Raw genomic sequence first — 20310 nt, 5'->3', positions numbered from 1 at the left:
AATTAAATTATTTTGTTTTTTTCAAGCTTTCATCCCAACAATCTATAATAACGCAGAAAACCAATTTTATTTTAGTTTTATCTAAAACGCTTTGTGTTGGCCTTTTGGCTGGTGTAGGATAACTTGAAGTTGGTATTGGTGTTATATCAATTTTAATGTTGTTAATTTCAAATATTTTCTTTGCAAAATCATACCAAGAACAATGCCCTTCATTGGAGAAATTGTAGATTCCAAAGTTGGAAGTTAGAAATTGGAAATTGGAAGAAACTATCTTTATTAATGCTTCTGCTAAATCAACAGCATTTGTAGGTGTTCCTATTTGGTCGTTTACCACAGATAAGCTATCTCTTTCGGAGGACAGCCGCAACATCGTTTTCATAAAATTATTTCCAAATTGCGAATAAACCCATGAAGTTCTGATAATAAAATGCTGCTTTAATATTTTTTGGATGGCTTTTTCTCCGTCTAATTTAGTTTGTCCGTAAACACTTGTTGGATTTGGATTGTCCGTCTCGGTGTATGGTTTGGTTTGGTTGCCATCAAAAATAAAATCGGTAGAAATATGAATCAATACCACCTCATGTTCTTTGCAAGTTTCAGCAAGATTTGTTGGACCGATTACATTGATTAAATGAGCTTTTTGTGTTTCGCTTTCGGCTTTGTCTACTGCGGTATATGCCGCAGTATTGATACAAAAGTTTGGTTTGTATTTGATAAAGGTTTCACGGCAATTTTCTTTATTTGTAATATCTAACTCGGAAGAATCACAAAAAACAAAATTTATTTCGGGGTAATTTCCAGAAATAAATTCTATTGCTTGACCAAGTTGTCCGTTTGCTCCAGTTACTAATACTACCATACTTTTTTAGCATTTTCTAAAGTAGGAAGATTTTGGTCTTTTTCTGAAATTAGCACATCAGCAATTGGAAATTGCCAATCAACATTGAGTATTGGATCGTTATAAATTATTCCACCTTCACTTTCTTTATTATAAAAATTATCGCACTTATAAAAAAAAGTTGCTGTTTCACTTAACACCAAAAAAGCATGTGCGAAACCTCTCGGAATAAAAAATTGGGTTTGGTTTTCGCCTGAAAGCAATACCGAAACATATTGCCCGTATGTGGAAGAATTTGGACGTATGTCGACCGCAACATCTAATACCTCGCCTTGAAGTACGCGAACTAATTTTGCTTGCGCATGTTCTCCGGTTTGGTAATGCAATCCTCGTAATACTCCTTTGCTTGAAAAAGACTGATTGTCTTGAACAAAAGTTACTTTTTTGCCAATTCCATTTTGAAAACTGTTTTCGTTAAAACTTTCCATGAAATAACCTCTTGAATCTTGGATTATTTTTGGCTCAATAATAAAGTTCCCCTCTAGTTTGGTAGATATAAAATTCATTCAGTTATTGTAATATTATTCGTTTGAAATATCCATTAATTGATTCCCATAGCCGCTTTTTAATAAGGACTCAGCCAATGCTTTTAATTGTGTTTTGTCAATAAAGCCCATTCTAAACGCTGCTTCTTCAATGGATCCAATTTTTAAACCCTGTCGCTCTTCTATGACTTGAACAAATTGAGCGGCTTGCATTAAGGAATTGAACGTGCCCGTGTCAAACCAAGCTGTTCCTCTATCTAAAATACTCACTTTTAATTTTCCTCTTCGTAAATATTCTTTATTTACATCCGTAATTTCTATCTCACCTCGATGACTTGGTTTAATATTTGAGGCTATTTCTACCACATCATTGTCATAAAAATAGATACCTGGAACGGCATAATTTGATTTTGGAACCTTAGGTTTTTCTTCAATAGAAATAACATTTCCTTGTTTGTCAAAATCTACTACGCCATAACGCTCTGGGTCATGAACATGGTAGGCATAAATTATGCCACCATCAGGATCGTTATTAGCTTGAAGTAAATCAGCCAAACCAGTTCCATAAAATATATTATCTCCTAAAACTAAGGCAACCTTGTCGTTGCCAATAAAATTTTTACCAATAATAAAAGCTTCGGCTAAACCATTTGGATGCTCTTGTACTTCATATTCAAATCGGCAGCCATACTTTTTTCCGTCTTCAAGCAATGATTTAAATAGAGGTAAATCATGTGGAGTAGAAATAATCAATATTTCTTTTATTCCCGACCATATTAAAGTTGCCAACGGATAATAAATCATTGGCTTATTATAAATAGGCATTAATTGCTTGCTGACAGCTATGGTTAACGGATGTAATCTGGTGCCAGATCCACCTGCTAAAATAATTCCTTTCATTAGTTTTGCTTTAATTTTTGTAAATGGCTTTTATAAAATACATTAAAAGCATTAATAAATATGAATAAAACCAAAAATAATATTGGTAGTATCAATTTCATTTTACCATTAATGCCTTTATTGTTCTTAATATTTATAACAATACTCGTTTCTTTAATAAATGAATCTATTTTAACTAATTCTATTTTTTGATTAGCAATTTCATTAATTAATTTATTTTTTAAATCAAATAATCCGTTTATTTGATTGTTTTCATTATTATAAACCAAATTAGAACTTCTTTCATTTTTGCCCATGTTTTTAGAGATTTGACTAATTAATGAGTCTAATTGCATTATTTCTTGTTCATTCTTCTCAATTTTATTTGCAATACTTGCTTTTGAAATTTCATTAATTTTCGATAAATATTTATCTTTATTTAACCAAATTAACAAGGGTTTAATCACATTGTTTTCTGATATCTCCCCTTTTGTTTCAATAAGTATAGAATGATTTGAATAGTTTTTGCTGGTTAATTTATCTTTAATAACTTTATTAATATCTGAACTTTCAGATAATAGTTTTACTAATTCAAAATTTTGAGTGGTTTGGGCATTTGCTAAAGGAACGGCTGAATTATTTACAAAATTGTATATGTCAACTATAGGCTCAACCTTTAATTTTGAAATAGATTGAAAGTTATTTATTCCGATTCCTTTAAAAAATTCTCCATCTTCTTCTTCTAGTTTAGAATTAAAGAGGTCTAATTTAGAATATAAGTAATCCGTACCGTCGTTATTTGGAATAACAATTATTTCACTTTTATAGCTTTTATTAGAAATATCAATTAAAATTCCTAATCCAATTCCTAAAATTATTAAACCAATTATTTTTATACCATTTTGTTTAATAAATAAAATTCCTTTAAAAAAATTTAAAAATATACTGCTAAAAAAATTATTAATTTTTTTAATTAAAACGCCTAAATCAATTTCCTCGGCATTACTATTTTGTTCGCTTTTATTACTCATGGTTAATTTATTTTATGTTAAAGATTTGTTCTAATATTTTAATTGTTATTAAATAAGTTGGCTTCACTCCGGTAGTTCCTAATCCGCCAGAAGCTAGCGTGCTTCCGGTTTCTAATGGATTATCCGAAGCATAATACGCATACCTTACTTTTACATTTTCATTAATGCTCTTTCTAATTTTGGAGGCGCTTTGAATCGCTTTTTGATAATAAGATCCTTCCATTTCTAGTCCGATTGCGCCCCAAGTAGATTCATGGAAAAACTTCAATAAATCTTTATTTTGTAATGAAGTGCCTAACACAGTAACCATTGGTCCTGCAAAAACAGGTATTCCGTTTCCTTCTAACATTTTAGCGGTAAGCTCATTTTCAAAAGAATAATTATCGGCTGTGCCTTCGTTAATATGGGCATTCGGAATCATAATATCTCCTTTTCCTCCTTGAAGAATTCCTGCTTTTCCCATTATTGAAACTGATTCCACATTTACAAAATGTGTGTTTTGACCTTTTTTATAAGGCTTCAATAATTCATCGATGGTTTCATAAGCTTGCTCTCCAAAAGCATAATCCATTACAATAATAACAGGGTTTTCACCTTTTATTTGTGCTTTAGGAAAACTCGATTTGGCCCAATCAATTTTGGAAGTGTCAAAAATTTGAACATCAATATTTGTTCCTGATTGATCTGGCAATGAAATCATTCCGTGTTGTAACGCAAAAGCTTCCACTTTATTTCGTAACTCTTTATTTCCCGATGCACTTAAATCTTCATAAATATCATACTCAGATTTGCCTTTGTATTTTGACCCTAAAACCGGATTTGCAAAAATTGAATTCATAACCGAGTGCATGTTTGCACTAATAATATGAATTGGGCGCTCTAATAAATTATTTTGAATTAAAGTTTCCTTGATGTTGGTTGCCCAAATCTCACCGTGAATGTGGTGCCCAAGTCGTTCGCGTAATAACGGACTAAAAGTTATCGTTCGTTTATTATTGTCAATTGTTTCTTCTATTGCTAGTTTTCCTAACCAATAAATTACATGTAAAAAACGGTCTGGTTTTTCAGTAGATCCAAACGCATCATAAATTTCTAAAACCTCCGAAAAGCTTCTTCCCAATACATTTGAAGTATGTGAAATCGCTTTTTCTTTTTCGGTTTGAGTAAGTTTTTTTGTTTGTAAAGCGGCTTGTTCTAATTTTAACCAATCACGCGTCACTTCATTGCTTTCGTCTAATAAAACGCGGTCTCTGATTTTATGTGATTCAATAAAAATGAAGGTCAAATGCGTTAAAATATCATAAATGTCTGATCGCCCGCGGGTGATTTCAACATTCATTTGTTCTTCATCTATTCTGTAGCAATTTCTTTTTCTCTTTGGTGGAACTATTGCTTTAAAATGGGATTTCGAATAGCCTTCGTCAGAAGTTAAGTTGATGTATCGGCATTCTTCAATTCCTATTGGAAGCCTTTCAATTACATATAACAACCCGTTAAGTTCTACTTTTTCTTCGGCAATGCTGCCGTATATTTCTGGTCTTAATTCTAATAATGCTTCACGTAAAGTTTCTCCCGAAACACCCATTGGTTTATAAAAACCTCTGTTAAATAAGTGCCTCATGGTAATGTACAATCGTTCGATAGCTGCCGACGATTCTTGCGCCCTAGAACGCGAAATGTTTTTAATTTCTATCATTAAATTTTGTTTACTAACCTGCAAAGATAGGTATTTAAAAGTTTAATTGGTTAAAATTAGGTTAATTGACGGCTCGTATACCATTCGTTTTACAGGCAATTTAGCATAGTCATACTGAATTTCTTTATTCCATTTTCCACCCGAAAAGGTATACATAATCTCTCTTTCCTCTAAACTATATAAAACCATTGGCGCATAAGAGGTCTTCACAGAAGTTACATTGGTATTATAGTTTGTTGCAGTAGTTTCCGATTTGTTTCTCTCTATAATTAGTTTTTCATAGCCAACAAAAAGGCCATTTTTAGGCATTCGTAGGTTGTATTCCGATAAATTAAAAAGGTTTTTTACCACTCCTTTCGGAACCGAAACCAAAAAATCTTTGGTTAGCAATTCGTCTCCTGGAAAGCCATTTTCGTTCACGCTAAAAAAATGGATTTTAAACAGGGCGCCTTCTATTTTACTGTCGGTTTCAACCGTAACTTGCTTAATGAATTTGGTTTTTTGATATTTTGCTGAATAGGGAAAATATTTCACGTCTATTCTTGGACCGTTATCAAATGCTTGATAAATGGAGTTTTTGCTTTTACCGATTTCAATTATTTTGGTTTCTTTCTTTTTTAAAATAACTACATCATCAAGTTGGTAGGATTTAGGCGATAATTTCACTTCCTGAGCCATCGCTGCTTTTACGGTTTTCTTTTCAAATCCCAATGCCGAGAAAATCAAATTTTTGTTTGAACTGGCGTTGATGCTGAATTCACCATCCTCTTCGGTGCTGGCGCCACTATTTTCATTTTCTACCCAAATGTTCGCATACGGAATTGGTTTCCCGGTAATGCTGTCTTTAACGACGCCTTTTATTTGGGCGGAAGCACAAAAACTTAGTAAAAGCAAAACAATCCAAAGTCTTTTTTTTTGCATCTTTTTGCTATTCTCTATTTAATAAATCGGCAATTTTTCGGTCATTAGATAATCGTGGTAATTTATTTTGTCCGCCTAATTTCCCTATGGATTTCATGTATTCTTGAAATCCGTTTTTGGATACTTTGGTGATTTTTACTGTTTGTAATACTTTGCCAACAATTAAATCATCGTAATACACATTCTGCTTGCGCATAGCGGAGTCAATGGCTAATGCAAATTTGTCTAAATTTTTGGGTTCTTTTTCAAATTCTATAAACCATTCGTGGAAAGGCAAACCGGTTTCGGGAGCAATTTGTGGTGCCACCGTAAATTCATTTACTCGAATTTCAGAATCGTTCATGGCTTCTTGCAAGGCATGTTCGACTTCTTTACCAATAACGTGCTCGCCAAAAGCTGAAATATAGTGCTTAATTCTACCAGAAACTATAACGCGATAGGGTTTCAAACTAGTAAATTGCACCGTGTCGCCAATGTTATAGGCCCAAAGACCAGCATTGGTAGAAATTATTAAAACATAATTCACATGTAATTCTACTTCTCCAATAGTATACCTTTTAGGATTTGGAGTAAAAAACTCTTCCGATTTTACAAATTCATAGAAAATTCCAGAATTTAAAAGCAACAACATTCCTTTATCTTTTTGGGAATCTTGGTAGGCAAAAAATCCTTCTGAAGCCGGAAACAATTCTATTGAATCTACTTTTCGGCCAATTAGATTTTCAAATTTGGCACGATACGGTTCATAATTTACGCCGCCATAGATAAATAAATTAAAGTTTTTAAAAAGGTCTCCTACTGGCTTCACTCCTTTTTGTCGCAGTTTTTCAAAATACATTTGCACCCACGACGGAATCCCCGAGATCACTGCCATATCTTCATTAATGGTTTCGGCTACAATGGCGTCCACCTTGGTTTCCCAATCTTCAATGCAATTGGTTTCCCAACTTGGTAAGCGATTTTTTTGCAAATAGTTGGGAACAAAATGAGCTACAATTCCGGAAAGTCTGCCGAGTTGGATGCCGTTTTTTTCTTCTAAAATGGGACTTCCTTGCAGGAAAATCATTTTGCCGTTGACAAAATCGGCTTTACCGGTTTCGTGAATATAATTTAAAATGGCGTTTCGAGCGGCTTCGATATGAAACGGCATCGATTCTTTAGTTAACGGAATGTATTTTGCGCCCGAAGTGGTTCCGGAAGTTTTAGCAAAATAAATTGGTTTTCCTTTCCACAGCACATTTTCCTCTCCTTGCACCACGCGATCTACATAGGGTTTTAAATCTTCGTAATCCCTAATAGGAACTTGCTTTGCAAAATCTTGTGGGGTTTTTATTTGTGAAAATTGATGGTCTTTTCCAAACTGCGTATTTTTCGCTTGACGGATCAAATCTTCAAAAACTTTTTGCTGAGCAGCAACAGGATTGCTGGCCCATTTTTGGGTTTTATTATGGATTATCTTAGCAAATAATTGTGCGGCAAAGGATTTTATAGACATTATTTAGGCTTCTTTTTGGAAGATTTTTCTTTTTCTTTATCCGCCTTTTCTTGGTCGGAAACTTCTTTTCTTAGTTTTAATTCCGATTCGGTTGCGGTTAATTGTAAGTCGGGTAAAGTATCAACAGATAATGCCAATATAGAGTCTTTATTAACTTTGGCGTATTGTAAATTTCCGTTCAATACTTTTTGAATGGATTGTAAATAAAGTTCGTTTTTCTTGATTGCAAATTCCAACGAATCCGATTTTAGCGCTAACTCGGTAGCGTCTTTTTTAAGTTTGGTAGAAGTATATCCAGGAATATATTCCCGCAAAGGGGTAAAAGCAATAATAAAAGTGGTGATGAAAATAATCAAAATGGCACCTATTGAGGCCACAATAAAAACGTTCATTAAAGTAAGTTTTAACGAAAATAGTTCTTCAAATGTGTCTTCGTTTAAAACTACTAATCTATTTTTAGCAAATAGCTGTTTTTTTAATAACTGTTTTTTCAAGCGTTTTTCAGACATCTTATTAGAATATATTACAAATATAGAAATTAGTTCGGTACCAAACTTGTGTTTTTACCTATCTTTAATGCTAAATACTTGTGGAGCTAAACAATTATTTTCTACATTTGCGTCACATAACTTTTAACAAAGAACATTATGAACTTTTTAACCATATTTTTAGGTGAATTTGGACCGATGCAAATATTATTAGTGTTAGCTGTGGTAGTGCTGCTTTTTGGTGGTAAAAAAATTCCAGAATTAATGAAAGGATTGGGAACAGGAATTAAAGAATTTAAAAACGCAAGTAAAGACGATTCTACTCCTGCAAAAAAAGAAGAAGATACTAAAGAATAAGTTTATCTTTAAATTTAAAATCCCAAATTCCATTTCCTTCGACAAGCTCAGGAAGACAATGGAATTTGGGATTTTTTTTGTTTACAAAATCATCGTCAACTGAATTCGCTTTCGGTCTTCGTCTACCTCAACGACTTTTACTTGAACATGTTGGTGGAGTTTTACCACTTCATTCACGTCAGAAACAAAGCCCGCTTTAAGTTGTGAAATATGAACCAAGCCGCTTTCCTTAACTCCAATATCTACAAAGCATCCAAAGGCAGTAATATTATTTACAATTCCAGGTAAAATCATACCCGAATGAACGTCTTTTATCGTTTTTACATTCGGATCAAATTCGAACACTTTTGCTGATTTTCTTGGATCCAATCCTGGTTTAACCAACTCTTTTAGAATGTCTTTTATTCCTAAAATTCCGATGGTTTCGTTGGTGTATTTTTCGGGTTGAATAGCGTCTATTTTTTCTTTATTTGCGATAAGCTCGTTTATCGAAATTTTTAAGTCCTTCGCCATTTTTTCCACAACTGGATAAGCTTCTGGGTGCACTGCCGAATTGTCCAACGGATTTTTTCCATCTTTAATTCGAATAAATGCCGCGGCTTGTTGGTAGGCTTTGTCGCCTAATCGTGGTACTTTTTTAAGTTGTTTTCGGTCTTCAAAAGGCCCGTTTTCTGATCGAAAATTTATAATGTTTTCGGCCGTTTTTTCTCCTATTCCACTTACATAACTCAACAACGATTTGCTTGCCGTATTGATATTAATTCCCACCGAGTTTACACAACGAATAACGGTATTGTCTAATTCTTCTTTTAATTTTGTTTGATCTACATCGTGTTGGTATTGACCAACACCTATCGATTTGGCATCTATTTTTACTAATTCGGCCAAAGGATCTGAGAGCCTTCTTCCGATAGAAACTGAACCACGAACGGTTACATCATAATTAGGAAATTCATCTCTCGCAATTTTACTAGCCGAATAAACAGACGCTCCAGCTTCGGAAACCACAAAAACCTGAACTGGCTTATCGAAAGCGATTTTCTTGATGAAAAATTCGGTTTCTCTTGATGCCGTTCCGTTTCCAATTGAAATTGCTTCAATATTGTAGGCATTTACCATCGACTTTATCTTTTTCATCGCCATTGCTGTTTCATTTTGCGGCTGGTGCGGGTAGATGGTTTCGTTGTATAATAAATCGCCTTTTTCGTCGAGGCAAACTATTTTGCAGCCGCTTCTAAAACCTGGATCAATGGCTAAAATTCGTTTTTCGCCTAAAGGTGGAGCGAGTAATAACTGACCTAAATTTCCTGCAAAAACATCGATGGCTTTGGCATCGGCATTTGCTTTTGCTTCTTGCAAAACTTCATTTGAAATAGCCGGATGCAAGAGTCTTTTATAACTGTCTTCGATAGCAAGTTGCACGTGCGAAATAGCCGGACTGTTGCTGTTTTTTATTATTAATTCATCAATTAAATCGTAGGTTTCGTCTAGATCGGTTTCGATTTTAATTTTTACATATCCTTCATTTTCGGCACGAAGCATTGCCAGCAATCTATGGGAAGGTGCTTTGGTTAAAGGTTCTGCCCATTCAAAATACTGAGAGAATTTTTGGGCAGCCTCTTCTTCCAATTTCTTTTTTATTACTTTCGATTCGATTATTGCTTTTCTAGTATACAATCGGCGCAGACTTTGACGCACGGCGATAGTTTCGTTGATCCATTCGGCAACAATATCTCTAGCGCCTTGAAGTGCTTCTTCTTCGTTTTTAATATTCTTATTGATATATTGCGTAGACAAGAAATCTACATCGTCATTTTTTTGAGCTAAAATTAATTTTGCTAACGGCTCCAATCCGTTTTCTCGAGCAACATCGGCGCGGGTTTTTTTCTTCTTTTTATAGGGCAAATACAAGTCTTCAATTTCTTGTAAATCGAAGCTTTTTTCAATTTTTGATTTTAATTCGGGTGAAAGTTGCCCTTGCTCTTCAATGGTTTTTAGAATGCTATCTTTTCTTTTTACAATTTCATCGTATTGCTTGGAAAGCTTTGAAATTTGTTCAATTACCACCTCATCTAAATTTCCGGTTTGGTCTTTTCTGTATCGAGAAATGAAAGGAATCGTACAGTCTTCGGATAATAATTTTAAAGTGGCTTCTATGTTTTTAGGCACCGTGTTTACTTGTGCCTGGATGAATTGTATGTTGGTCATTTTCCAATTATTTAATCCTGAACAATAATTTCTTTAGGGTCTTCTTTTTTATATTCAGGCTGAATGGTAACATGATTTATATTGAATTTTTCATATAAAACGTTCTCTATTTTATGAAGTAATTCATCAAATTCACTTATTTTAATATCGTGAGCACAATCTAAATGCGCTTCAAGGTGCAATTCTTCTTCATTAAGATACCAAACGTGAACATGATGTAAATTTCCTGCTCCAGGAATTTTATTTACTTCTTCAACAATCTCTAATAAATTTATAGCATCTGGAGTGAACAACATTAACATTTTTGTGGAAGTTTTTAATAAATCGTATCCAACATAAATTAAATAGAATCCAATTAATATTGTTAAAACACCATCAACCCAATACCAACCAAAAAATTTCATCAACAATCCGCCAACAAGGACTGCCACGGAGGCCATCATATCGGTTAATAAATGCAAGTAAGCCGATTTCATATTGATGTTGTGTTCGGCGTCTTTTTGTAATAATAAAACCGATGTGCCATTTACCACAATTCCCAATATCGATAACCAAATAACAATACTTGATTCTATAGGTTGGGGATTAAAAAAACGGTTTGCTGCACCATAAATCAATATAAAAGCAACTATTATTAATGTTGATGCATTTATGAACGCCGCAATTAATTCGGCTCTTTTATATCCAAAAGTATGGTCTTCATTTGCTTTTTTATGGGAAAGTTTGTGTGCAATTAAACTAAACCCTAAAGATAAAACATCCGAAAAATTATGGAGTGCATCCGATAATAAGGCTAAACTCCCAGAGGCAATTCCACCAATAATTTGAGAAACTGTAATAAATAAATTCAGTAAAATTGAATAAACTAAGTTTTTACCTTGAACTACGTGTTTGTGGGAATGGTTATGAGAATTTGATTCTTCCATTTAGTTACATGCTATTTTATCAACGCGGTTGGCGTGTCTTCCTCCTTCAAATTCGGTATTTATAAAAGTATTTACTATTTCAACAGCTTGGGGAATTGAAGTAAATCGCGCCGGAATACTTACCACATTAGCATTGTTGTGTTGGCGCGCCAGCGCCGAAATTTCTTTGGTCCAACATAAGGCGGCACGAATTCCTTTGTGTTTATTAGCGGTCATAGCTATTCCGTTTCCAGAACCGCAAATTACAATTCCTAAGTCGGCTTTACCAGATTCAACATCTAATGCTACAGGATGCGCAAAATCGGGATAATCAACACTGCCTTCAGTATCGGTTCCGTAATTAATAACTTCATGTCCACTAGAAGTTAAAAATTCAACAATTGCTTTTTTATAATCTGGTCCTGCGTGATCGTTACCGATAGAAATTTTCATATTGTTAATGTATTAATTATGGTAACAAATTTAGTTAAACTTATTCTTATATCTATTTGAATTTAAAAAAATTACGAGATATAGTATTTGTATAAAATATTTAAAATAGTTGCATTTTTTATATTATAAATGTTAAAATTTTATAATGTTAATAGTGATTTATAATTGATTGATAATCAGGCTTATTTAAATTAACTTACCTTGTTGATAACTTTGAATAGAAAATTAGAAGTTTTTATAGGTTGTAAATAAATTATTTGTAATCAAAAATTAGATTGACAAAATCAAAATTAGTTTGCTCTTTTTTTATAAAAGTTATCACTATAAAAAAGTAGTTTTTCAACCGAAATTTACAATTAAAGTTATTTACAAAAATTTAGTTTTTTTACTTGTTAACATCTGTTTATTGTTTTTTGAATTCTGTTTAAAATTAGCGTTTTATATCTTTAAAAAGGTGTTGATAAATAGAAATAACTAAATCTAACTTAATAATCAAGTTTTAAAATTTAAAGTTATTATACAAATTAACACTACATAATAAGCATCATAAATTAAATTTAAATTTTAAAAATATTTTGTTGTTTTTAATAGATGTTGAAAACTATAAGAATTTAAAAATAAATTTTAAAAGTTATATTTTCGATAAATCTAATCTGTATTCTCTGTTTTCAATTTTCTTCTTCGTAATTTTAAACCTTATTTAAGAAGAACATGAGTAAATTCCCAAAAAAGTTTGGAAAAAAAGAGAAGACTTTCTCTGAAAAGATTTTAAAAATACTTTCACAAAATGCTAATAAGCCTTTTAATTACAAGCAAATTTGTGCGGTATTAGAATTAAATGATACTAAAAGTAGAAATGAAATTATAAAAGATTTAAAAATTCTTGCTGCGCAAAAAGTAATTATAGAAACTGAGCCCGGTAAGTATTTAGTTAAAGCGATAAGTCAAGATTATTATGAAGGTAAAATTGACATGACTTCTAGAAGAACGGCTTATTTTATTTGTGAAGAATTAGAAGATGATGTTTTTATTCCTACAAATAATTTAAATCATGCTTTAGATAAAGATAAAGTAAAGGTTTATATTTATAATAGAAGAAAAGGAAGAAAACCAGAAGGTGAAGTAATTGAAATAATAGAAAGAGCTAAAACAGAATTTGTTGGAGTTATTGATATTCAAAAAAACTTTGCTTTTGTATCAACTGCTAACGCTAAAATGTATACCGATATTTTTATTTCTAAAGAGAAATATAATGGTGCCGAACAAGGTGATGTAGTATTAGTTAAAATAGAAGATTGGCCTAAAAAAGCAGATTCCCCTTTTGGAACAGTAATAAAAGTATTAGGAAAACCTGGAGAACACAACACTGAAATTCATGCTATTCTTGCAGAATATGGATTACCTTATGATTTTCCTGTGGAAGTAGAAGTTTTTGCACAAAAATTAGATACTTCAATTCGTCCAGAAGAAATTGCAAAGCGAAGAGATATGCGCGATACTTTAACTTTTACTATTGATCCAAAAGATGCAAAAGATTTTGATGATGCCTTATCATTTAAAAAATTAGAAAACGGAAACTTTGAAATCGGAATTCACATTGCAGATGTTTCTAATTATTTACAAGAAGGAACAATTTTAGATGATGAAGCGTATCATAGAGGAACATCTGTTTATTTGGTTGATCGAGTGGTACCAATGCTTCCCGAAGTTTTATCAAATTTTGCTTGTTCATTAAGACCGAATGAAGAAAAATATACCTTTTCAGCTATTTTTGAAATAGATCATAAAGCAACGGTACTAAATCAATGGTTTGGAAGAACCGTAATTAATTCCGATCAACGCTTTGCTTATGAAGAAGCTCAAGTAATTATTGAAACAAAATCTTCAACTATTCCAGCTGAAATTTCATTAACAGGAAAAGAATACAATGCATCTGATGAAATAACTCAAGCCACTTTAAAATTAGATGAATTAGCAAAAATTCTTAGAAGAAATAGAATGAATAATGGAGCTATTTCTTTTGATAAAGTAGAAGTAAAATTCAATTTAGATACAAACGGTGAACCTGAAGGAGTTTATTTTAAAGTTTCTAAAGATGCCAATCATTTAATTGAAGAATTTATGCTTTTAGCTAATAGAAAAGTAGCTGAATATATAGGAAAACAAAAGAAAACCTTTGTTTATAGAATTCATGATGAACCTAATGAAGATAAGTTATTTGCAATGCAAGCTTTGATTTCAAAATTTGGTTACAAAATGAATTTAAGAGATAAGAAAGATATTTCTAAATCGTTAAACCAATTAATGGCTGATGTAAACGGTAAGAAAGAGCAAAATTTGATAGATACTTTAGCGATTCGAACGATGAGTAAAGCGAAATATTCGACTGAAAATATAGGTCATTATGGATTAGCTTTTGATTATTACAGTCATTTTACCTCGCCAATTCGTCGTTATCCTGATGTAATGGTTCACCGATTGTTACAATATTATTTAGACGGAGGAAAAAGTATTAATGCAGAGGAATTTGAAGAAAAATGCGAACATTCTAGTAATATGGAAAGTTTAGCTACCAATGCAGAAAGAGATTCTATAAAATACATGCAAATTAAATACATGCAAGATCATAAAGATAAAGAGTTTTTAGGTGTTATTTCTGGTGTGACAGAATGGGGAATTTATGTAGAAATTGTAGAGAATAAATGCGAAGGAATGTGTAGAATTCGAGAGATAAAAGACGATTATTACACTTTTGATGAGAAACAATATGCTTTAGTCGGGCAAATTTCTAAGGCATTATTACAATTAGGTGATGAAGTTTACGTTAAAGTAAAAAATGCCGATTTAGTTAAAAAACAATTGGATTTTACATTTATAAGAAAACAAGAATAAAGTAATTAGTTAAATAATAATTTATGAAGAAGTTAATTTATAGTTTATTATTAATCAGCACATTATGTTTTTCACAAACTGAAAAAGAAGTTGGTGATTTTAATAAAGTAACCACTTTTGATCAAATAGATGTTCGATTAATTCCAGGAGATGTAAATAAAGTTGTATTAACTGGAAACGGCTCTGATGAAGTAGAAATAGTGAATAAAAATGGCGAATTAAAAATAAGAATGCCTTTTTCTAAATTATTAGATGGAGATAATATTTCTGCTACAGTTTATTTTAAAAAAATTGATGCAGTAGAGGCTAATGAAGGATCTCGAATTTCTAGTGAAAAAGAAATTACAAACACTTCATTTGATATTAAAGCAAAAGAAGGAGCTGAAATTCACCTCAATCTACAAGTAGAAAAATTAATTGTGCGAGTTGCAAATGGATCTAAAATAGAATTAGAAGGAATTGCTTCCAATCAAGATGTTTTAGTAAATTCTGGAGGCGATTTTCTTGCAGAAAAATTACACACTAATCTCACAGATATTACTGTAAATGCGGGAGGTAATGCTAATGTTTTTGCAACCGAATTAGTTACTGCAAAAGTAAGAGCTGGTGGAACTATTACTATTTATGGAAAACCTAAACAAATAAATAAAAAGATTGTTGCTGGAGGTAGTATTGAAGAAGTAAAATAACTAATATTTTTACTTTTTAAATTTAAAATGGTATTTTGCGACTTAATATGTTAAAAAAAATATGCTAAACGATATTATTTCTGCTATTCCACTTGGCTTTTTCCTTAGTTTTATGATAGGACCTGTTTTCTTTGTCTTATTGGAAACTAGTGTGGTTAAAGGGTTTAAAGCAGCAATTATTTTTGATTTAGGAGTAGTTTTAGCAGATATTATATTTATCTTAATTGCTTATTTTAGTAGTTATAGATTAATTCAAAGTATAAAAGACGATCCGGCATTATTTATTTTTGGAGGTTTAGTAATGCTTACTTACGGTATTATTTCTTTTGTTAAAAATAGAAATGAATCTAAGAAAGAATTCGACGAAGAAGTTCAAAAAGAGTTAGAAAAAAACAATTACCTCTCTTTATTTATTAAAGGTTTTTTCTTAAATTTTATAAACATTGGTGTTCTTGGTTTTTGGTTAGCAATTTTAATTACAATTGGTCCTCAGTTGGAATTAAAAGCTTCTAGAATGCTTACTTTTTTTACTACTTTAATAGTTACTTATTTTATAACAGATATTTTTAAAATACTATTAGCGAAGCAATTACAAAATAAATTAAATTCTAAAAATATATTATTAATAAAAAAATTTATTAGCCTCATATTAATAATTTCTGGCTTGTTTTTACTTTCACAAGGCTTGTTTCCAAAAGAAAAGAAAATAGTAAATAGCGCTATTAAACACTTAGAAAAGCAGAAGTAATTTATTCTTTAAAGAAATTGCTTCGGAATGACAAGTTTATGGGTATTGTTCTATTCAATTTTAGTTTTACTATTTAATAATATTTATTTTTAATAGAGATTCCTACGGAATGACAAGTTTATGTAGCATCGTTCGGATTCGAAACTAACTTTACTTAATTTTTTTAAAATTTAAATAAAAAAAACCTCCAAGTTTCCTTGAAGGTTTTTAGAGGCATCGTCCGGATTCGAACCGGAGTAGGAGCTTTTGCAGAGCCCAGCCTAGCCGCTCGGCCACGACGCCAATTTTTATTGGATTGCAAATATATAAAAAAGTTTAAAGTTTAAAGTTTAAAGTTCAAAAACTTTTGCTTTACTTAATTTTCTCTAAGTTCTATATTCTTCCATTTCAATTGTCACTGCTTCAACATCCCCACCAATAGGCGGATTTAGTTTAGAAACACTAAGACTAATCCTAGAAACAGACGCGATTTCTTTAAAAATTCTTGTTATTATTCTATTTACCACATGTTCTAATAACTTAGAACGAATAGCCATTTCTTCTACCACAATTCGATTTAATAAAACATAATCTACCGTATCATTAAGATCGTCAGATACAGCCGATTTTCGTAAATCGGTTTTAATTTCGAGGTCCACTCTATAATCTGATCCAATTTTTGCCTCTTCTTCCAAGCATCCATGAAACGAATAGGTGCGTATGTTTTGTAATTTAATTGTTCCCATAATCAATATTTTCTTCAAAAAATTAAATAAAAGATATCTATTAGCTATTTGTCTAGTATCTATATGTCTAATTTTTTATCTTTGCTAAAATTACAAAATTATTATGTCTACAGAAGAAAAAGCCTTAAATTTTATTGAACAGATAATTGAAGAAGATTTAAAAAATGGTTTGTCTCAGCAAAAATTACGTTTTCGTTTTCCACCTGAGCCAAATGGTTATTTACATGTAGGTCACGCAAGTGCAATTTGTTTAAATTTTGGTTTAGGAATTGATTATAATTCACCTGTAAATTTAAGATTTGACGACACCAATCCTGCTAAAGAAGAGCAAGAGTATGTTGATGCAATAAAAAGAGATGTAGAATGGCTTGGTTTTAAATGGGATAAAGAATGTTATGCTTCCGATTATTTTCAGGAGTTATATAATTGGGCAATTGAGTTTATTAAAACAGGTAAAGCCTATGTTGACAGTCAATCTTCTGAAGAGATGGCTAAACAAAAAGGAACACCAACTTCACCAGGAACCGATTCTCCTTTTAGAAACCGATCTGTAGCAGAAAATTTAGATTTATTTGAACGCATGAAAAATGGTGAATTCGAAGAAGGAACCCATATTTTACGTGCAAAAATAGATATGAAACATACCAATATGTTGATGCGAGATCCTATTATGTATCGTATTTTACATAAACACCACCACCGCACAGGAGATAAATGGTGTGTGTATCCAATGTATGATTGGGCACACGGAGAAAGCGATTATTTAGAACAAATATCCCACTCTTTTTGCACCTTAGAATTTTTACCCCACCGAGAATTATACGATTGGTTTTTAGATCAAATTATAGATTCGACTAAGGTGCGCCCTAAGCAAAGAGAATTTGCCAGAAGAAATTTATCCCACACCGTTGTTAGTAAACGTAAATTATTACAACTAGTTGAAGAAAAACATGTTACAGGCTGGGATGATCCAAGAATGAGTACTATTTCTGGAATGAGAAGAAGAGGCTACACACCCGCTTCCATTCGAAATTTTGCAAAAACTATTGGAATTGCAAAACGAACTAACTTAATAGATGTTTCTTTATTAGAGTTTTGTGTTCGTGAAGATTTAAATAAAATTGCGCCTCGTGTAATGTCGGTTTTAAATCCAGTGAAATTAGTTATTACTAATTATCCAGAAGGAAATGAAGAGTGGTTGGAGGCAGAAAACAATCCAGAAGAAGAGGTTTTAACATTCAGAAAAGTGCCTTTTTCTAAAGAATTATATATTGAAAGAGAAGATTTTCAAGAAGAAGCAAACAAGAAATTTTTCCGATTAACTTTAGGTACTGAAGTGCGTTTAAAAAATGCTTACATCATTAAAGGGGAAAGTGTTGTGAAAGATGCAAACGGAAACATTACCGAAATCCATTGTACTTACGATGTTGATTCTCGAAGCGGAAGCGGAACAGAAGCAAGCCAAAGAAAAGTAAAAGGAACTATTCATTGGGTGTCAATTACTCATGCGGTACCTGCAGAAGTTCGTATTTATGATCGTTTATTTTCTCACGAAAGTCCAGACGGAAATAAAGAAATAGACTTTAAAGAATTCATTAATCCAAATTCTTTAGAGGTGATCACCGGATATGTTGAGCCTAGCTTAAAAACTTCTAATAATTTAGATCATTTTCAATTTCAGCGATTAGGATATTATTGCGTAGATAAAGAATCTACTGCTGAAAAATTGGTTTTTAATAAAACAGTTGGTTTGAGAGATACTTGGGCTAAGGTGGAAAGTAAAGAATAAAAAAAAGAGGCTGTTAGGCCTCTTTTTAATTTATATATTTTTGATTGCGGATTCTAACCTTCTTATGGTTTCTTCTTTTCCAATCATTTCAGCAATATCAAAAAGGTGAGGCCCTTTTAAGGCTCCAACTAAACTCAATCGGAAAGGCTGCATTACTTTCCCTATTCCAATTTCATTTTTAGTCATCCAATCTTTTATAATGGTTTCCATATTTTCGGAAGAGAAATCACCAATATTTTCAATAACAGAAATTAATTGTTGCATTAAAGACGGAGTTTCTTCTTTCCAATTTTTTACTGCTTTTTCATCATACGATGGTGGAGCTTCAAAGAAATAATCGGATAATTCCCAAAAATCAGTAACAAAATCAGCACGTTCTTTTATTAAAGAAACAATTTTAATTAAATCAAGAGAAGTAGAAATTCCTTTTTCATTCAAAACAGAAGCAAAAGCTTTTGCTAAACTTTCGTTAGATTGTTCTTGCAAATAATGGTGGTTAAACCATTTGTTTTTTTCGGGATCAAATTTAGCTCCCGCTTTATGAACTCGGTTTAAATCAAATTTTTCACACAATTCTTCTAAGGTAAAAATCTCTTGATCGGTTCCATCGTTCCACCCTAAAAGGGCTAAGAAATTCACAACAGCTTCTGGAAAAAATCCGTTTTCCCTGTATCCCATCGATTTTGTCATGCTTGAAGCATCGTTCCATTCCAAAGGAAACACAGGAAATCCCATTTTATCACCATCGCGTTTAGATAATTTTCCGTTTCCGATAGGTTTTAAAATTAAAGGCAAGTGAGCAAATTGAGGCGCTTCCCAACCAAATGCTTTATATAATAAACTATGTAATGGCATCGATGGCAACCATTCTTCCCCACGAATTACATGCGAAGTTTCCATTAAATGGTCGTCCACAATATTTGCTAAATGGTAAGTAGGCATTCCATCCGATTTGAATAAAACTTTATCATCCAATAAATTAGTTTCAAATTTTATATCGCCACGAATAATATCTTGTAAATGCAATGTTTCGTTTACTGGAGTTTTAAATCGAATAACATAATCTGCACCCGAAGCAATTCTTTGGTTAGTTTCCTCTTCAGAAATCACTAAAGAAGTATCCAATTTTTCACGGTTATGCCAATTATAAATAAAGGTTTTACCTTCTGCTTCGTGTTGTTTTCTATGAGCATCTAAAGCCTCTGGAGTATCGAAAGCATAATATGCCCAACCCGAATTTATCAACTGATCAGCATATTGCTTGTATAACTGTTTTCTTTCAGATTGACGGTAAGGCCCAAATTTTTCATTTATTCCAATCGTTTCACTAGGCGCAATTCCTAGCCAATTTAAAGCTTCTAAAATATATTCTTCTGCCCCAGGAACAAATCGATTCTGATCGGTATCTTCAATTCGAAGATAAAAAACACCGTTATTTTTTTTGGCAAATAAATAATTAAATAGAGCGGTTCTTACTCCGCCAATATGTAAAGGACCTGTTGGACTTGGCGCAAAACGCACACGAACTTGTTTAGACATTTTTTAATATAATAATTAATTCATTTTTGCTCTGAGCTTGTCGAAGAGTGCTGCAAAGATAATCAGAAGTTGGAAGTTAAATAAGGGTATATTTCAAAATATCCGTTTTAGA

18 protein-coding genes and 1 tRNA gene are annotated in these 20310 nt (G+C 32.1%); 5 read left to right on the top strand and 14 right to left on the bottom strand.

Annotation, left to right across the window (positions count from 1 at the left end):
- Nucleotides 1-7: 7 nt before the first annotated feature.
- The 8 genes from rfbD to ABWO08_RS02180 are packed head-to-tail and all read right to left on the bottom strand — an operon-like array spanning nt 8 to nt 7914.
- Entirely contained in the window at nt 8-859 is an 852-nt protein-coding gene (gene rfbD, locus ABWO08_RS02215; RefSeq protein WP_353083421.1) for a dTDP-4-dehydrorhamnose reductase, read from the bottom strand.
- Nucleotides 853-1404 carry a dTDP-4-dehydrorhamnose 3,5-epimerase gene (gene rfbC / locus ABWO08_RS02210; RefSeq protein WP_353083420.1) on the bottom strand — a complete coding sequence of 184 codons (552 nt, stop codon included), beginning with the start codon at nt 1402-1404 and terminating at the stop codon, nt 853-855. The genes rfbD and rfbC overlap by 7 nt, the downstream gene beginning before the upstream one ends.
- Nucleotides 1405-1419: 15 nt before the next feature.
- Nucleotides 1420-2283 (bottom strand): glucose-1-phosphate thymidylyltransferase RfbA, encoded by an 864-nt coding sequence (gene rfbA, locus ABWO08_RS02205; protein WP_353083419.1) that lies wholly within the window; start codon nt 2281-2283, stop codon nt 1420-1422.
- Nucleotides 2283-3293: a hypothetical protein gene (locus ABWO08_RS02200; protein ID WP_353083418.1), complete on the bottom strand. Its 1011-nt coding sequence runs from the start codon at nt 3291-3293 to the stop codon at nt 2283-2285. The genes rfbA and ABWO08_RS02200 overlap by 1 nt, the downstream gene beginning before the upstream one ends.
- Before the next feature lie 7 nt (nt 3294-3300).
- Complete coding sequence (locus ABWO08_RS02195) at nt 3301-4989, bottom strand: DUF6909 family protein (RefSeq protein ID WP_353083417.1); 1689 nt, start codon at nt 4987-4989, stop codon at nt 3301-3303.
- A gap of 42 nt (nt 4990-5031) precedes the next feature.
- Nucleotides 5032-5910 carry a carboxypeptidase-like regulatory domain-containing protein gene (locus tag ABWO08_RS02190; protein WP_353083416.1) on the bottom strand — a complete coding sequence of 293 codons (879 nt, stop codon included), beginning with the start codon at nt 5908-5910 and terminating at the stop codon, nt 5032-5034.
- A 7-nt stretch (nt 5911-5917) separates the two neighbouring features.
- Complete coding sequence (locus ABWO08_RS02185; protein ID WP_353083415.1) at nt 5918-7405, bottom strand: GH3 auxin-responsive promoter family protein; 1488 nt, start codon at nt 7403-7405, stop codon at nt 5918-5920.
- Nucleotides 7405-7914, bottom strand: coding sequence for a peptidase (locus ABWO08_RS02180; protein ID WP_353083414.1), 510 nt, complete (start codon nt 7912-7914; stop codon nt 7405-7407). Before ABWO08_RS02180 ends, ABWO08_RS02185 begins: the two co-directional genes overlap by 1 nt.
- Nucleotides 7915-8052: 138 nt before the next feature.
- On the opposite strand from ABWO08_RS02180, the gene ABWO08_RS02175 reads away from it, so the two are divergent.
- Nucleotides 8053-8250, top strand: coding sequence for a Sec-independent protein translocase subunit TatA/TatB (locus ABWO08_RS02175; protein WP_353083413.1), 198 nt, complete (start codon nt 8053-8055; stop codon nt 8248-8250).
- An 81-nt stretch (nt 8251-8331) separates the two neighbouring features.
- On the opposite strand, the gene ABWO08_RS02170 is transcribed toward ABWO08_RS02175, so the two are convergent.
- The 3 genes from ABWO08_RS02170 to rpiB are packed head-to-tail and all read right to left on the bottom strand — an operon-like array spanning nt 8332 to nt 11816.
- Nucleotides 8332-10458, bottom strand: a complete 2127-nt coding sequence (locus ABWO08_RS02170; protein WP_353083412.1) for a Tex family protein — start codon at nt 10456-10458, stop codon at nt 8332-8334.
- 11 nt (nt 10459-10469) lie between these two features.
- Nucleotides 10470-11384 (bottom strand): cation diffusion facilitator family transporter, encoded by a 915-nt coding sequence (locus ABWO08_RS02165; RefSeq protein WP_353083411.1) that lies wholly within the window; start codon nt 11382-11384, stop codon nt 10470-10472.
- Nucleotides 11385-11816: a ribose 5-phosphate isomerase B gene (gene rpiB, locus ABWO08_RS02160; RefSeq protein ID WP_353083410.1), complete on the bottom strand. Its 432-nt coding sequence runs from the start codon at nt 11814-11816 to the stop codon at nt 11385-11387.
- A 711-nt stretch (nt 11817-12527) separates the two neighbouring features.
- Between rpiB and rnr the strand changes: the two genes are divergently transcribed.
- The 3 genes from rnr to ABWO08_RS02145 all read left to right on the top strand — a co-directional run bounded on the left by rnr (nt 12528) and on the right by ABWO08_RS02145 (nt 16145).
- Nucleotides 12528-14708 carry a ribonuclease R gene (gene rnr / locus ABWO08_RS02155; protein ID WP_353083409.1) on the top strand — a complete coding sequence of 727 codons (2181 nt, stop codon included), beginning with the start codon at nt 12528-12530 and terminating at the stop codon, nt 14706-14708.
- 23 nt (nt 14709-14731) lie between these two features.
- Nucleotides 14732-15397: a head GIN domain-containing protein gene (locus tag ABWO08_RS02150; protein ID WP_353083408.1), complete on the top strand. Its 666-nt coding sequence runs from the start codon at nt 14732-14734 to the stop codon at nt 15395-15397.
- A gap of 61 nt (nt 15398-15458) precedes the next feature.
- Nucleotides 15459-16145, top strand: a complete 687-nt coding sequence (locus tag ABWO08_RS02145; protein ID WP_353083407.1) for a LysE family translocator — start codon at nt 15459-15461, stop codon at nt 16143-16145.
- A gap of 211 nt (nt 16146-16356) precedes the next feature.
- On the opposite strand, the gene ABWO08_RS02140 is transcribed toward ABWO08_RS02145, so the two are convergent.
- Together ABWO08_RS02140 and folB are read right to left on the bottom strand one after the other, a co-directional pair.
- Nucleotides 16357-16427, bottom strand: a tRNA-Cys gene (locus tag ABWO08_RS02140).
- Between the two features lie 83 nt (nt 16428-16510).
- On the bottom strand, nt 16511-16870 hold the full coding sequence (folB, locus tag ABWO08_RS02135; protein ID WP_353083406.1) for a dihydroneopterin aldolase: 360 nt from the start codon (nt 16868-16870) through the stop codon (nt 16511-16513).
- Nucleotides 16871-16973: 103 nt separating this feature from the next.
- Here folB and ABWO08_RS02130 point away from each other — a divergent pair, with 103 nt between their 5' ends.
- The gene (locus ABWO08_RS02130; RefSeq protein ID WP_353083405.1) at nt 16974-18659 is read left to right on the top strand and encodes a glutamine--tRNA ligase/YqeY domain fusion protein; all 1686 of its coding nucleotides are present in this window, start codon (nt 16974-16976) and stop codon (nt 18657-18659) included.
- A 30-nt stretch (nt 18660-18689) separates the two neighbouring features.
- Here the strand turns inward: ABWO08_RS02130 and gltX are convergent, their stop codons facing one another.
- Entirely contained in the window at nt 18690-20198 is a 1509-nt protein-coding gene (gltX, locus tag ABWO08_RS02125; protein ID WP_353083404.1) for a glutamate--tRNA ligase, read from the bottom strand.
- Between the last annotated feature and the right edge of the window lie 112 nt (nt 20199-20310).

The organism is Flavobacterium sp., assembly GCF_040383245.1.
Lineage (GTDB): Bacteria > Bacteroidota > Bacteroidia > Flavobacteriales > Flavobacteriaceae > Flavobacterium.
The sequence above is the reverse complement of the archived record's forward strand: the minus strand, read 5'-3'. Positions and strand labels throughout refer to the sequence as shown.